Here is a 14,803-nt window from a genome sequence, read left to right on the forward strand (position 1 = left end):
GGCATCGGGTCCGGCTCAACGGCAGAGCCTCATGATGGTGTCGTCGAAGTCAGGAAACTCTCGTGTGGCCTGCACGATGATCGTCGCTGCCGACGCGCGGCGGTCCGGAGCGAATTGCTCCGCGATAGCCGTCAGGTCGCAATTGGCCTGGGGAGCCCAATCCGGCTCGGGCTCGTATGAGGTGGCTGCTTCCCACGGGCCGAAGCCGTCAGCTAGCAGCCACAAGAGGGCACCCAGGTCGCGAGCGACAACGCCTGTCTCTCCTTCGGACCCCAGAAAGACAACGGGCTGCTCCACCAGTTCCCGACCTGGACGAACCAGCCAGAACGCCGCGTTCCCACCGGTGCCATCCTGGCCGAATACGCGGAAGCTGTCGCCGTTCAGCTCGCCGTTGCCTGTCCACGCGCGGAACCACTCGGTTGTCTCATCGGCTGAGAGAAAGGACTCGTAGGGTTCGAAATCGACACCGTCCTCGCCCATGCACCCAAGCCGGACCGCCATGGCAGCGGCAAGCGCGGCGGGGAACTGGCGAGCTCCGTTCATGGTCATGCGAAGACAGTAGCGATCGGTTTGGGCTTGGCAGCACCGCCTGCCCCCCATCGACCTCCAGCCGAGACGAGGTCAAACGACAAGGTCAGCCATTGTCGTCCACGCCTCCTCGCAGTCCCCACTCATCAAGGCCGGAGTAGATCACTGCGATGCGGCCCCTGGGGACCATCACCTCGCGCACCGGCGCATAGCCGTCCAGCTCGATGCCATCGACGTCATCGCCGACGAGCGTGGTGACCTGCCTTGCCCACATGGATGCGTGGCGAGCCAAAGCGAGCGATTCCACCCAGCCCTCCATGGTCGCGTGGAGGGGTGCCCACCTTTCTCCCTGGATACCGAACTCACCAGACGGACTGATCATGAATGAGTAGGGGACCGCGGTCCGCTGCATTCCAGCTTCGAACCACCACCCTGCGGAGTCTGCTTCGGGCGAGTCCGGATCGAGGTACTTGGGGCCTCCGTCGTACTGCGGTGCGGGTGGCAAAAGCAGACCGCCCCACCGCTCTTGGTAGGCCGTCATTCGATCGATCACCGCGGCTGGGATGTCCCGCTCAAGCCACGACTGCCTGTGCCCCTCGACGGGGCGAGCGTCGACCTTGACGCCATGCGCAGCGACAAAGGACCGCGCTCGTCGGGACAGGCCGTCGGGCACATCGTTGATGAGGTGAAGATTCACCCGAGGGACGCTACCCAGTGGTCGCGGGAGAGCATGCTCGGGCCAGCCTCTGCCCAGAAGCGGTTCTCCCGGTCCACGGCCCTATTCGGCACGTTTGAACATCCGAAGTTACCGATAGTCACCGGCGGACAAGTCCATGTGCTCCTCCGGTGGCGTCCACCGTCACCTACCCGGCCGGGGACTGACACCAGCCGATCTTCCACTATCCGCACGCACTGTGACATCGCAGTGCAATAGTTCTGCGACCTGATCAACACACCCAAGCCCGCCACACTTCGGAGCCATCATGCGTAAGGCCGCCCTGTCTGCTGCCGCCCTCGTCATCGCCTTCGCGGCCATGACGGCATGCGGGTCGGGGAGTGATCAGAAGAATGGCCAGCCGAAGAACACCCCCGCTGCAACCGCTGGCGTCCCGACCAAGCCGGCAGCGAAGGAGCTCACCGCCAGCGACGCCTTCAAGGTCCTTTCCGACAAGGTCGCGTCCGCCAAGCTCTCGGGCGTTGTCACCGAGGACAACGACCCGAACCATCTCCTCGGCCGCCCCAACCAGTACACCAGCAAGGTCACGTTCACCGACTCCCGCATCAAGGTCGACGATGTCGCCGACGCGGAGCCCGGCAGCGTCGGGCTCGGCGGAGCGATCGAGGTCTTCACGACCGCGGCCGACGCCCAGGCCCGTGCCGACTACATCCAGAACGTCACCAAGGGCATGCCCATGCTCGCCGAGTACGACTTTGTCCGCGGCACCGTACTCATCCGCGTCAGCCACTACCTCACCCCGACTCAGGCCGCCGACTACAAGACCGCTGTCGCCGCCCTCGCGTAGGCGCTACCACCCGGCGGACCTATCAATCGCTCCCATCTGGGCGGACGCGGCAGGTAGCCCAAACGGCTCGTCGACACGATGAAGGCCGGACCCGGCGAGGCAATGACCCACGAAGTCGCCGTCAGCTTCGATAGCTGATCACGAGAGCAGATACGCCCCGGCACGCTGGAGTGGTGCTCCAGCCCCTCGACGCCCCACCCCGGGCTCCTCGGGCGGGGCGCTGCCGCACAGTCCTTTCAGGAGCGGCGTTGACCTTCCACGCGCGTGTATCGCGAGCATCGCCTGGAAGAGCTCCCGGCGCTGATCACGCGTCAGATGTGTAGACAGAAGGTCAACCTGGTCCCAAGCTGTGCTTCTCAGCTGGCGAGCCAAGTCGAGCTGTCGGTGCCTCAGGGCACCCTTCAGGCCGAGGAGGCTCGCATCCAACTGCTTGAGGACGGCCTGTTGTTTCTTCGGCAACTTCTTCCGTGGCGACAGCTGTGCCGCAGATCGCCGCTCTTCCCAGGCCAGCCCCCTGTGGGCAGATGAACTCGAGGTCGGCCCCTGTGCGTCATGAACTCTCCTCGCTCCGAGGCCAGTGTCCCCCGTACGAGTGGTCAGGCGGCGGGCTGCGGGTAACTGCGAGACCCACGTCGTGAGCTCGGTCAGGTGCCTGGGCTGCAGCCCGTGATGTGGGTCGGGCTGAACGAGGAGAGTCGGCGCTCCCTTGGCAGTGCGCTCTGCGGCCCAGGCATGGTCGAGGCCAGTGAAGTCGTCGTCGATCCAGACGGCGGGGGCGTCGCCGAGCCAGGCATCGACGTGGTCGCGCTTCCACAGGTAGCCATTGGGGTGGCTGGTAGTGATCTGGGGACGCGGCAGGTCGACGTACGGCAGCGCCGGGAGGTCGAGAAGGGGCCCGATGAGGGTGGTGGCGTCCTGCCGCCAGCTGGTGCACCAGACGGGGGTGACCAGGCCGGTACGGATCACGTTCATGAGCAGGCGGCCGTGGGCGGGGTTGAGCCAGACGGTGACCGGGTTGTCGGCGCTCCGGCCGGTGGGAACGAGGTCGTGGCGGGCGTGGGTTGCTGGGGTCGAGCCGTCCGCGTCGGGAAAGGGTATGAGGACGCCGTCGATGTCGAGGAGCAGGTAGGGCGAGCGCATCGGTTCCTCCAAGGGAAGCCGGGGCGAATGGCTGGTCAGAGCTTGCGGGCGCGGATCAGCAGCGTGGTGGGCCAGTGGCCCATGCGGGGATCGTGGAACTCCTGGGCCGAGGTGAGCCAGAAGCCCGCCTGGCTGAGGTGCTTCTCCCAGCGGTCGGTGGAGAACTCCCAGCGGGCGATGGGGAGCCGGGTGCGGTCGGGGAGGGTGACGTAGTCGCGGCGGGGCCGGTCGTCGCCGGAGGGGCTTCGGCCGCCACGCTGCGGGTGGGGGATGGAGAAGGCGAGCACCCGGCCGGGCGTGAGGCATTGGGTGATGGCCGGGAGCAGGAGCTCGGGAGCGACGAGGCCGACAGCGCCGAAGACGGAGTAGATGGCGTCGAACTGCTCGTCGGAGGCATGCAGGTAGTGCAGGGCGTGGCCGGCGACGAAGGTGAGGTTGTTCAGCCGTCCGTAGTGGGAGCGGGCGCGGCGTACCTGGAGGCCGACCAGGTCGACGCCGGTGACGTGGGCGCCGTGGCGGGTGGCGAGGTGGGCGGCGTTGTGGCCGGGGCCGCAGCCGAGTTCCAGGAGTCGCTTGCCGCGCAGTTCGGGTCCGAGGGCGTCGGCACTGGGCCCTTGGCCGGGTCTCGTCGTCCACTCCATCCGGGCGGGTGCGGAGAGGGGTTCGGCGAGTCTGGCGGCGGTGCGTTGGAGGGCGTAGGCGTGCCAGGGGGATGCCTGGGCGAGCACGTCAGATCTCCAGGAGGTGGAGGACGTCGGTGAGGTGGCGGCGGGCGGCCTTGATGTAGGCGGGGTCGGTGGCCGGGTCGTTGATCCAGCGGACGGCCTGCTCCATGAACCACTCGACGGCCCACATGCGGTGCCAGCCCACGGCCCAGTTCTCGGCGGTGAGCCCGCCGCGCGGGGCGAGGGCGTCGGGGGTGCCGCCGGCGGTGACGTACTGCTCCAGGAAGACGCGCAGGCGCACGGGGTGCGGGGGCTCGATGGTGCCGTGCCAGCTGGCGAGGTCGAGCAGGCCGGGGCCGGTGAAGGCGCGGGCGAAGTCGAGCAGCCGCCAGCCGTGCTCGCCGATGTGGAGGCTGGTGGGGTGGAACTCGGAGTGCACCCAGCCGAACGGTTCCAGCGTCGCTCCGGTCGAGCGGGCTTCGGCGGCGTGGGCGATCCGGTCGAGCGCGTCCTCGACGTCGTCGGCGTCCTGCCACCGGTCTGCCTTGCGTAGCCGTTCGAGGTGTTCCAGCGCCCGGGCCGGCAGCGTCCGCAGCCGGTCCTGGTCGAGGACGGGCAAGGGCGGGGCTGTACGGGTGCCGTGCAGGACCACGGCCGCGGAGACACCGTCGAGGTCGTCGGCCTCGCGGACGGACGGTCCGAGATCCTCCACGAGCATGCCGAGCCAGCCGTCCAGGACGGCGGAGGCGTGGACCTGGGGGACGGGTACGCCGAGGGTGTGGGCCAGGCGGAGGGCCTGGTCCTCGCTGTCGAAGGGCTTCTTGCCGTATTTGAAGATGGCGGTGGCACCGTCGGGGAAGGTCACGCGCTCGACGCCGGACATGGACCACACGCGTACCTCCTCTCGTACGGCGGTGGTCTGGCCGGTCGCGGTGAGCAGGTTGTCGAGGAGTTCGGCGCTGGGGTTTGTGGTCACGGGAGGGCTCCGGGTTGGGGTGGTGGCGTCCGGGGCGGGCGAGGGATGCCGGCCCGCCCCGGAGCCTGATCGGGTGGGTTACGCGGCGGGGTTCACGCGGTGGGCGTAGACCTGCTCGATCCAGCCCGCCTTGAACGCGGCGAGGTCGTCGCGGAAGTTCGCCATCGAGGCACCGTAGGGCGCGACCACGCCGCCGGACTGGTCCGGCACGGACTGGCAGCCGTGCACGAGCCGGCCGCCGAGCGCCGCGTGGGCCTTGATGGACTCGATCCGGCGGTGCTCGTTGAACCAGCCGCCGTGGTAGACCTCGTCGAGCATCCCGCCCGTCTCGTCGTCCAGGTCGAAGACGACGGAGGTGGCGGCGGGGAAGAACCAGCACGGGCCGACGTTGGAGATGTGCCCGTCCAGCTCGACCTTGTTGAGCGCCATGAGCGTGGCGGCCTCGCGGAGCATCCGCAGGTGGTCGGCGGTGATCGGCGGCAGGCCGAGGCCGGCCAGGAGCTCCTCGCGGAAGAGGTACTCGTACACCTCGTCCGCGGTGGCCAGGACGCGGGCTGCGTCGGAGGTGGACTCACCGTGGTTCTTGATGAAGTCGAGCGCGAGCTGCTCGACCGCGCTCTCGGTCGTCTCGTCCACGTCCAGGAGCTGGGACTTGACCAGCTCCCAGTCGGCGACGAGCCACGTGCTCGACTCGAAGCGGAAGAAGTACTCGGCCGGGTCGATCGTGATGCGCCGGCCGTCGACCTGGATGCCGGGCAGGCGGCTCCAGCGCGGGTCGAACGCCTCTGGCAGCTCGACCGTGATGGCCGTGGTGTCGGTGGTTGTCACCGTGTCTCCGTCTCTGATCGGCCGGGTTCGGGCACAGGAATGCCCGAGCCCGGTGTGGGCGTACGGAACTTCGGGGTGCCGCCCGGACCAAGGGGGAGCCTGGATCACGGTCGCGCCGTTGCGGGCGGCTGCTGATAAGTGAACCCGTGGTCACGCTCAGTGGGTACGGTGGAAGGCAGTTGAAGCGGTATACGCGGTTTACAGCTCCAGGGCGGAGGCGATCGTGGCGGCGCAGAGAGACCCCAACTCCCGTCTGCGCGACGTCATCGACGCGGTCGGCTGCACCTACGAGGCCCTCGCCCGAGACGTGCGGCGCATCGCCGCCGAGAACGGCGAGATCCTCCAGACCAACAAGTCGGCCATCTCGCACTGGGTGAACGGCACCCGTGCCCCGTCCGGCCGGGTAGGTCAGTACCTGGCCGAGGCGCTGTCCCGCCGAGCGGGGCGCACGGTCACCCAGACCGAGATCGGCCTCCAGGCCGGTGATGACGAAGCGCCGACGGAATCCGACCCCGTCCTCGCGGCTACCGACCTGGGCCGGGCCGACGTCGAGCGCCGCCGCTTCCTCGCCATCGCGGCCTTCACCACGGCTGGCGTCGCCATGCCGCTTGGATACGACCACGAAGCAACCACCCGCATGCTCCGCGCCCGCACCGGCACGTCCCTAGTCGGGGCGGAGGACGTGGACGTCGTACGCCAGATCACCGCGGCCTTCAGTGCGGCCGACGAGCGCCTCGGCGGCGGGCACGGCCTGACCACCGTCACCGCATATCTCGCCGACACAGCCGCCCCATGCTGCGCGGACGCTTCCCCAGCGAAGCTTTACGCCGGGCCGCCTTCGGCGCCGTCGCCGAACTCGCCTACCTCGCAGGCTGGAAGCACCATGACCTCGGCCAGGAAGGCGCCGCCCAGCGCTATTACCAGGTCGGCTACAAGCTCGCCTGCGAAGCCGACCCCTACGGCCACGCCGCCTGGATGATGCGCGCCCTCGCCCACCAGGCCCTGAGCCTCAAACAGCCCCACCACTGCGTCGACCTGGTCGAAGGCGCCCTGCGACGCGGCCTCGGCCACGTCGACGGCCAGACCGAGGCCCTCCTCCACATCACCCATGCCCGCGCCTACGCCGCCACCAACGAGAACCCGTCGGCAGCCGGCGCCCTGCTCGCAGCCGAGAACGCCCTCCTACGGGACGACGGCCCCCAGCCCAGCTACTCCCGCGTAAGAGGCCCCGCCGCCGGCACTGTGGCCAGCCACACTGCCCGCACTCTGACAGACCTCGCCGACCACATCGGCACCGAACAGCAGCACCGAGACGCCCTCACCCGCTGGGACCCGGAGAAGTACAAGCGCGTCCACGCCCTCACCCACGCCGACCTCGGCGACAGCCTCGCCGCCCAGACCCGCGCTGACGAGGCCGTCGCAGCCTGGACCCAGGCCCTGGTCCTCATGGAGGGCATGACCTCCGACCGCACCCGCAAGGCGATCACCTCGATCCGCTCCACCCTCGCGGTCTACCAGCGCCGCCGCGTTCCCGGCGCCGCCGATCTCGCCCGCCGCGCCCGTGAAGCCCTCGCCTAACATGCCCAACAACCCGCCCGACGAAGGGAATACCGTGGCCCAGCAGACAGACGATCAGCCGAAGGCTCTAAGGCCGGCGTTCGAATCGATGACCCTGCTGGTCGCGGCCGTCATCGTCCACGACAAGGCCACCAACCGAGTCGTCCTCCTCCAGCGCAGCGAGAACGCCAAGTTTGCCCAGGGCATGTGGGACCTCCCCGTCGGCAAGAGCGAACCGGGCGAGCCGATCACCGAAACCGCGGTCCGCGAGCTCTACGAGGAGACCGGCCTCACGGTGAAGGCCGAGTCCCTCAAGGTCGCCCACATCATCCACGGCGCCTGGGGCGTCGAAGCCCCCAACGGCTTCCTCACCGTCGTCTTCGCCGCCCACGAATGGACCGGCGAACCCGAAAATCGCGAACCCCGCAAGCACTCCCAGGTCCGGTGGGTCGGCGCTGGCGCAATCCCCGATGCCTTCGTGGACACCACAGCCAGCGCTCTCCGTCAGTACTTGTCTGGCGGATACCCCGTTTCTCTTAGCGGATGGGTCTGAGCCCTAATCCCGGCACAGACGATGGGCGGCTTGCTTGGAGAGGCTCACATTGGAGTGAACAACCCCTTCCAGTGCCACGACAGGCGGCGCAGCAGCTCGTCGGTGGTGTCGTCCGGGTGGATCTCATGGAGCAACTGAGCGAGCCGCAGTGCCTGAGCCACCTTCACCCCCGGTGGCAGACCGAGCGTGCGTATTACATCGGCCGCGCCCACGGCAAGTGACCTACCAGTGTCGGCGAGCAGGGCCCACTCGGCCATGAGCCGCATGGCACTCGTGAAATCAGCTTCGTGCGGCAGCTGGGAGATCGCCTTCTCCCAGCGGGCGCGGTACTGGTCGTGGATGACATTGAGCTGCCGGTCGTCGAGCCGTTCAAGCCCCAGATCGCCGGCAGCCTCCTGGAGGCTGCGCTGGTATCTCGGATAGTCCCGTCGCTCGAGAACCGAGCGCCACTGGTCGACAAGAGTGTCCCGATCGGCGCTCCGTTCCACCGACTTGGCGGTGTCGAAGACGAACTGAGTGTGCGCCTCATTCTGAGCGAGCAATCGTGCCAGACACTCGTGCCACTCGTCGGCAGCGTGCGGTACTGCCGATCCGCACGCTGCCTCGAACCACTCGACGCAGGTCTTCTCCGTCTTCTCGTCCTTGGGTCGACTTCGGTCGACGTGGTGGACGAGGAAGGTACGCAGCCGCCCCAGCACATGGACAAACTTCGCGTCGGGCACCGTGTGCCCCAGAGCCTTCGCCTGGGATTCCAGCCAGCCGTGGCTCACCGACCATGCTTCCTTGTACCACGCACTCGTCCAGACGGTTGTGGCGAAGAACGCAGTCTGTGGATGAGAGAAGTCCGGCGGCGGGAGGCTGACGTCCATGCCTGCTTGCCGTTCGAGGAGACGGCGGGTCAGCCGGTCCAGATCCATGTGCAACCGGGTCATCCGGTTCCAGGCGGCCTCCGGCGCAACGGCAGGTGGCGTCGTCACTGGACCCCCCTCGTCTCGTGGTGACTCTCCCCGGCGGGACCGAGAAGCGTAGGGCCGCGCCGTTCTCCGGGCTCCCGTGGGGGCTCAAGCCAGGGGCCACGCATGTTGAACACCACGTAGGCGTCGAACGTTCGGCCGACGATCGCCTGGTCCGCACCGAAGTTGACCGGGTCGAAGGGAAACTCCCGCTGGTAGTCCTCGACCCAGCAGCGACCGCTCCGGGAGTCCGAGTCCACCCGTAGCACCCGGGCGCGGAACACTCTGGGCATGCCGTCCTCGGAACTCGCCACGTAGACGTTGATGACCCGCCTGCGGTCGCGCTGTTCGAAGGACAGGCGGTCCAACTCCCGGAAGGCGTCCAGTGCGTGTTCGACCCTGCCCATGTGGAACAAGGCCAGCGCCCGCATGAACATTACGCGTAGTGAGTTCACCACGTCGTGCATCGTCGCCAGTTCGGTGAGATCGAGGCATTCCTGCCAGGCCGCGCTGTCCAGAGGCAGCGTCTGACGCTCACCAGACATGAACCGCTCGCCCGTCCGCGCGAACCACTGCAGATCAACCGCGAGACGGATGCACCTCTCGTCCTGGAGCCGGTCCGGCCGCTCGCGGAGATGCTCCAGCGCCCGCCGGGCACTCTCCTGCTGGGGGTTCTTCTGTAGGAAGCCGCTCACCTTGAGGGCGTAGAAAAAGGCGGCCAGTGGCTCGTCGTACGCTTCGAGCTTCTTGAGCTGCTGTTCGGCCAGCACCGTGTCCCCGGCCAGGGTCGCGATCTCCTCGAACTTGCTGTGATAGCGGGCCGCCTGGCGTGGGTCGAGCGTGTCCGGGTCGATCGCAGTCAGCATCGACAGGCAGTTTCCGAGCAGGGTGGCGGAGGCTTCGTCGGACAGGACGCCGGCCTTGAGCGTGTTCAGGCACACCCAGCACAGGACGTCGACCGGGTAGTAGTTGGTCCCCTCACAGGACAGCGCGGACTGCACGCTTCGCTGAACGACCTGTAGTTTGTCGGTGATGTACGCCTCGGAGGGCGGGGAAGAGGGCAGCTGGCCGTCCGAGTTCGAGTGTAGAAGTTCGTACAGCTGCGAGCCTCGCACACTGGCCTGCTCGACGTAGAGGTTGAGTCTGATCTGCGGTCTCAGGCCCACGTCCTCCGCCGAGCGGAGAACCTCGTCGACGGCTTCCTGAGCCGCCTCCAGAGCGGCCATGCGCATGTCGGGGTCGGTACCCTCTCGGCGCTGGTCCCGGACCGCCCACTCCCGGCGCAGATTGACTTCCTTGTGTGTGAGTCTGGCGTGGACCACCGGGTCGGCCACGCGCATGCACAGTTCCGCGATGGAGTCGGCGAATTCGAGGTAGTGCGCCCCGTAGAGGCGCTGGTCGCGGTCGCCCTGCGGTCCGATGCGGGTCAGTAGTTCAAGGGCGAAGTCGATCTCGGGGCCGCCGCCCCGTGCCCGTGCGTCGGGGCGTACGAGTTCGAGGACCTCGGCGATCTGGGATGCCTCTCGCCCCTTTCCCGAGCCCCTTGCCTGCGTCAGCAGCCGGGCCTCCAGCTGGTTGCGGCCGCCGAGGGTGTAGTTGCCCACTTCGTCCTCGTCCCAGCGGATGATGTCTATGCCGCTGAGCAGGTCGGGGAGGTTGCGTACACCGTCCCGGCCGATGGTCCGCAGGGCCAACTCAAGAGGTATGCGCAGGCCGTGACTGTGAATCAGCAAAACTAGGCCCAGTAGCCGTTCGTATGGGTCGTTCTCCGCGGAGGCCAGGGTGTCGCCGTTGTGGTCCAGAACCACCTCCAGACCGTGCAGCAGTCCGGCTCTTTCGAGTGCGTCCGCCATGGCGCTGTTCGCCCGGAAGTCCATACGCGTGCGCGCGGCCGTGTTGAGCAGATGTTCCGACCGGCGCAGCTCCAGGGCCAGCCCGCTGGACAGCGAGCCGTGCACCTCGGGCAACAGCCGGTACAGCGCCGCGAGGAACGACCCGTCGCGCGATACGGCCTGCTCGTCGCCGGGCTTGAGCCGGACGTCAAAATCTCCCAGGTAGCGCAGGAAGCGCTGCAGCTCCTTGCCAGCGAGTGTCGCGGGAGCCTTGATGAAGTCCCGCCCGGGTACGTAACGGGAGTTGGCTGGCGAGGACTTCCCAGAGGGCCGCTGTCTGCGCTTGTGGGGGCCGGCGAAGAGGTCCGCGTCCCAGTAGCAGCTGCCCACGACGACGACCTTCCGACCGCGGCTGCGCAGATAGTCGAAGAGCCTTCGATACTCCTGCGGCTCGATCATGCCGTCCCAGACGATCAGCGTGTTACCGCCCGTCTGTTCCTCGGCCCAGAGACAGAAGTCGTCGAGTGCCTCGTACTCAGGTCGGGTCGAGCGCCTGGGGATGTGCAGTACGACGCGTCGTCCGCTGCGTGCCGTCTGGAAGGCCAGCCGGGCCAGCGCGACGCTCTTGCCCGTGCCGGACTGCCCGACGACCATGAGCGGGCCCCTCTGCTCGCGGGCGCCAGCGGACTGCTCCACGAGGTCCGAAAGAGCCTGCTCGAAGGACCGCTCGAACGACAACCCCCGGGCATGGGCCCACCACGCCGGTGAGCCGTCGCTCGTGCCGAGGAACTCCCGAAACTTCTGATATCGGCGCTCGGACGATTCGGCGGGCGGATCGTCGAGTAGGTCGACGTCCATGGGACGGGCGTGCGGCAGGATGCGCTGCCACCGGCTCCGGTCCATCGTCAGGAGCCGGTCACCTACGCGCAGGGCCCGGGTGAGTGCCGTCGCCGGACGTTCCTCGCTCAGTCGGCCCGTACTGCGGGCCTCGACCACGACCGACGCGAAGGATTCCCGGTGTGGGACGAGAACCTGAAGATCGATGGCCTCCTGGATGTGGTCGTCCCCGAGGATTTCGTCGGTGGCCGAGAACAGGTGCACCTGGCCCGGCACGGCGTCGCAGATCTGTGCGTACAGCGTTTCGGGGGTGAGCCAGTCGTCGAGACCCCAGCCCTCGATCACCAGAAGCCCTCTGGGGGTGAGAGCGTCGGACACCACACGGCCGAGCGCCTCGGCCGCGATCGCCCGGCGGCGGGTCAGCTCGGGTCTGGTCGCGGGAGGCTGGTCGTCGGCGGGCTGGTCCACTCCGCCGAAGAGCATGAGCGCCTGGACGTCGAAGGCATTGCGCGAGACCCGGGTCCGATCGCGCTGTGGGACGATCTGCTGAATGGTTCGCCACTCACGCTGCAGGCCCGCTCGCCACGCCGGGTCCACGGCCGAGGAGAGTACCCCATTCCAAGGGAACTCCAGAGTGGTCCGCACAGGGGGCGGTAGCACCAGCGCACGCCCGGCCTCGGTCAGCGCCTTGGCCGCAGCCTGACGCTGACCTGGGGCGAGACCGAGCACCGCCCGGTAAACACTCTGCTGAGGCTCATTGACCCCCAGAGCCCTGGCCAGTGGACCAGCCAGGGGGTCGGAGCCGGTCTCGATCGACAGGTAGCGTTGGCCGAGCAGCAGGAAACACGGCCCACGGTCCAAGCGTTCGAGCAGAGCCTGATTTCCCACGTGCATGACGTCTCCAAGACTGTGCAGGTGTGCTGCTGGACGCAGTCGCAGCGTGCAGCGGTAATTCTGCCTTAGAGTAGGAAAGTTGAGGGGCAGAGTCGAAGACCTCGATGGCGGTCAGCTGCGCGAAGCCGTCGAGTGCGGACAGTCCGTCGACGAGGGCGGGGATGGCGTCGGAGCCGGTGGCGATCAGTTCCGCGCGGGCGTCGTATGACGGGCCGGTCGAGTCGTCGAGCTGCTGGACGAGTCTCTCGATGCGGGTGGTCAGGGGTGGTCCCGGCGCCAGAAGGTGGGGAGCCACCAGCAGAGCACCGAGTGGTCGTCGGGCCACGGAGCCCGGTCCCCGACGCCCCATTCCTCGAAGGAGTCGCGCGTCGCGTCGATGGGGCGCCAGGCGGGGTCGAGCGGCTCGTCCTCGGCCGGAGGACGGACGTACCGCCGGACGTGCTGGTCGCAGGCGCCGAAGTCCTGGTAGTTGCGCTGGGCCTCGAACAGGGAGACCTTGTTGGCCCCGCCGGCCATGGTCGGCCAGCGGAACTGGATCCCGTCGTCCTCCCAGAAGCAGACGGGGCAGATCTCGTATGAGCCGGGCACCACGCCCAGCACGCGGTGCCCACAACACGGGCAGGGGTAGGAGTCGCTCACCTGCGCAGTCTCCTAATAGGCCCCGCCCGTGTGCCATGGATTTCTCTGTCACGGCACCCCCGGCCAGTCCGCAGCCAGTCCGCAGGACACCCGTAAACGGCCGTCGGGAGCCAACGCGTGCCAACCGGGAAATCCCAGGTCAGAGCCCTGGATGGGACTCCGCCGCAGGTCAGGATCGGTCCGCAGACATTCCGGTTCAACGTGTGAGCGCGGCAGAAGGGGCCGGACTCTCCGGAGTCCGGCCCCTTCTGTTTTCCCGTGACTCCTACTTGCTCCCCGACGGCGTGAGCTTGTCGAGATCCAGGCTGATCTCGAACGGCACAGGCCGCTTCAGGCTGCCGCGGAAAATGCCGGCGGGCGCGTAGACGCCGGTCGGTTCGTCGAGTTCGTAGACGTGGACGACGGGGGTGCCGTCCTCGTCCTCGATGCACCAGTAGTGCGGGATGCCGGCCTCCGCGTACTTGCGGAGCTTGACCGTGCGGTCCCGGTGCGCGGACTCCGGGGAGACGACCTCGATGACGAGGCGCACCTCATCAGGGGTGAACCAGGTGCGGTCGCCGTCGTAGGCGGCCGTCGTCAAGAGCAGATCGGGCTCCGGCCGGTTTCGCTCGTCGAGCCTTATGGTCATCTCGCGGCCGACCCTGACATCGCTGGGCGCCTGCTCCATGAGGGCGACAGTGAGCATGGTGACGAGGTGGCCGTGCCACCATCGCTGGGGCCACATCATGAAGACGAGGGTTCCGTCGATCAGCTCGGTGTGGCGGGGTGCCTCGGGGAGGCGGTCCAGGTCCTCCGCGAACCAGCCTTCCTCGCGCGGCGGGCGCATCCAGTCGGGCAGTGCGGTCATGGCTGAACCGTAGCGACTCGGCGAGGTCCGGGCCACGAGATCGTCAACGAGCGAGCGCGGTGCTCCCCGCCCGCGTCGCTTCCCGCGCCGCCTGTGCGTACGCGCGGATCAGTGGCCGGTCCGCGTCCCGGCGTCGCCATGCCAGGACGTACCGGCTGGGGGACAGTCCCCGCACCGGGCGGGTGGTCACGCCGCCCAGGGTGATCAGCGGGGCGTTGCCCGCCGCGACCAGGCAGATGCCGAGGCCCGCGACCAGGGCCTCGTAGGTCTCCTCCGTGCCGGCGATCTCCGCGCCGATCCGGGGCGGGCGGCCGGCGCGTTCGGGGACGGCGAGCCAGTGGTCGCGCAGGACGCCCGCGCTCGGCGGCAGGGCGAGGAACGGCTCGTCCGCCAGTTCCGCGAAGTCGATCTCGGGGCGGCCCGCGAGCGGATGGGTGTCCGGGAGGGCGACCAGGCGTGGTTCTTCCGCGAGCACCGTCCAGCCGTAGCGGCTCTCGTCGGGCAGCGGCAGCCAGGCGAAGGCGACGTCCGCCGTGCCGTCCGCTAGGCCCGCCGTCGGGTCGTCCCAGCCGACCTGCCGCAGCCGCAGCGTCACCCCCGGGTGGGCCGCCGTGAAGCGGGAGCGGATCGCCGGGAGCAGGCCCCCGCGGCCCGGACTGGTGCTCATGCCCACCACCAGTGTGCTGCGCTGTGCGGCCCTGACCGCCTCCAGCGCGGCGGAGCCCTCCTCCCAGGCGGCCAGGACCTCCCGGGCGTACGGCAGCAGGGCCTCGCCCGCCGGCGTCAGGGACACCCGGTGATGGTCGCGGTGCAGGAGCTCCACGCCCACCTGCCGCTCCAGCGCCCGGATCTGCTTGCTCAGCGCGGGCTGCGACACGTACAGGCGCTCGGCCGCACGCGTGAAGTGCAGCTCCTCGGCGACGGCGAGGAAGTACCGCAGGTCCCGCACATGGACGTCCATGGTCATGCCCATCGGTTATCACCGGAGGTCTTGGACGCACAAGTCCCCGCACCGGCAGGCTGGTTCCCGT

General features: G+C 68.4%; 12 protein-coding genes and 2 pseudogenes. 3 read left to right on the forward strand and 11 right to left on the reverse strand.

Annotated elements, in window-relative coordinates; genetic code table 11:
- Positions 1-15 precede the first annotated feature (15 nt).
- Positions 16-549, reverse strand: coding sequence for an SMI1/KNR4 family protein (locus AC0B9F_RS14345; protein WP_472002342.1), 534 nt, complete (start codon positions 547-549; stop codon positions 16-18).
- 85 nt (positions 550-634) lie between these two features.
- The gene (locus AC0B9F_RS14350; RefSeq protein WP_472002344.1) at positions 635-1,225 is read right to left on the reverse strand and encodes a hypothetical protein; all 591 of its coding nucleotides are present in this window, start codon (positions 1,223-1,225) and stop codon (positions 635-637) included.
- A 286-nt stretch (positions 1,226-1,511) separates the two neighbouring features.
- Here AC0B9F_RS14350 and AC0B9F_RS14355 point away from each other — a divergent pair, with 286 nt between their 5' ends.
- Positions 1,512-2,051, forward strand: a complete 540-nt coding sequence (locus tag AC0B9F_RS14355; protein ID WP_472002346.1) for a hypothetical protein — start codon at positions 1,512-1,514, stop codon at positions 2,049-2,051.
- Between the two features lie 603 nt (positions 2,052-2,654).
- Here the strand turns inward: AC0B9F_RS14355 and AC0B9F_RS14360 are convergent.
- The 4 genes and pseudogenes from AC0B9F_RS14360 to AC0B9F_RS14375 form a co-directional block, all read right to left on the reverse strand.
- Positions 2,655-3,191 (reverse strand): annotated as a pseudogene (locus AC0B9F_RS14360) (HAD domain-containing protein); the annotation flags it as partial.
- 35 nt (positions 3,192-3,226) lie between these two features.
- The gene (locus AC0B9F_RS14365) at positions 3,227-3,919 is read right to left on the reverse strand and encodes a class I SAM-dependent methyltransferase (RefSeq protein WP_472002348.1); all 693 of its coding nucleotides are present in this window, start codon (positions 3,917-3,919) and stop codon (positions 3,227-3,229) included.
- Between the two features lies 1 nt (position 3,920).
- Positions 3,921-4,832: a phosphotransferase family protein gene (locus tag AC0B9F_RS14370; RefSeq protein WP_472002350.1), complete on the reverse strand. Its 912-nt coding sequence runs from the start codon at positions 4,830-4,832 to the stop codon at positions 3,921-3,923.
- Positions 4,833-4,910: 78 nt separating this feature from the next.
- The gene (locus AC0B9F_RS14375; RefSeq protein ID WP_472002352.1) at positions 4,911-5,660 is read right to left on the reverse strand and encodes a hypothetical protein; all 750 of its coding nucleotides are present in this window, start codon (positions 5,658-5,660) and stop codon (positions 4,911-4,913) included.
- 223 nt (positions 5,661-5,883) lie between these two features.
- On the opposite strand from AC0B9F_RS14375, the pseudogene AC0B9F_RS14380 reads away from it, so the two are divergent.
- Positions 5,884-7,238 (forward strand): annotated as a pseudogene (locus tag AC0B9F_RS14380) (tetratricopeptide repeat protein).
- Between the two features lies 1 nt (position 7,239).
- Positions 7,240-7,770 (forward strand): NUDIX domain-containing protein, encoded by a 531-nt coding sequence (locus AC0B9F_RS14385; RefSeq protein WP_472002354.1) that lies wholly within the window; start codon positions 7,240-7,242, stop codon positions 7,768-7,770.
- A gap of 44 nt (positions 7,771-7,814) precedes the next feature.
- Here AC0B9F_RS14385 and AC0B9F_RS14390 read toward each other — a convergent pair whose 3' ends face one another.
- From AC0B9F_RS14390 to AC0B9F_RS14410, 5 genes are all read right to left on the reverse strand, one after another.
- Positions 7,815-8,747 carry a hypothetical protein gene (locus AC0B9F_RS14390; protein WP_215164429.1) on the reverse strand — a complete coding sequence of 311 codons (933 nt, stop codon included), beginning with the start codon at positions 8,745-8,747 and terminating at the stop codon, positions 7,815-7,817.
- On the reverse strand, positions 8,744-12,286 hold the full coding sequence (locus AC0B9F_RS14395; protein ID WP_472002356.1) for an ATP-binding protein: 3,543 nt from the start codon (positions 12,284-12,286) through the stop codon (positions 8,744-8,746). Before AC0B9F_RS14395 ends, AC0B9F_RS14390 begins: the two co-directional genes overlap by 4 nt.
- Positions 12,287-12,544: 258 nt before the next feature.
- Entirely contained in the window at positions 12,545-12,925 is a 381-nt protein-coding gene (locus tag AC0B9F_RS14400) for a CPCC family cysteine-rich protein (protein ID WP_472002358.1), read from the reverse strand.
- A 265-nt stretch (positions 12,926-13,190) separates the two neighbouring features.
- The gene (locus AC0B9F_RS14405; protein WP_472002360.1) at positions 13,191-13,772 is read right to left on the reverse strand and encodes a Uma2 family endonuclease; all 582 of its coding nucleotides are present in this window, start codon (positions 13,770-13,772) and stop codon (positions 13,191-13,193) included.
- A gap of 43 nt (positions 13,773-13,815) precedes the next feature.
- A complete protein-coding gene (locus AC0B9F_RS14410) occupies positions 13,816-14,745 on the reverse strand; it encodes a LysR family transcriptional regulator (RefSeq protein WP_472002362.1) in 930 nt (309 codons plus the stop codon).
- Positions 14,746-14,803 lie beyond the last annotated feature (58 nt).

This window comes from Streptomyces sp. NPDC097129 (assembly GCF_055668065.1).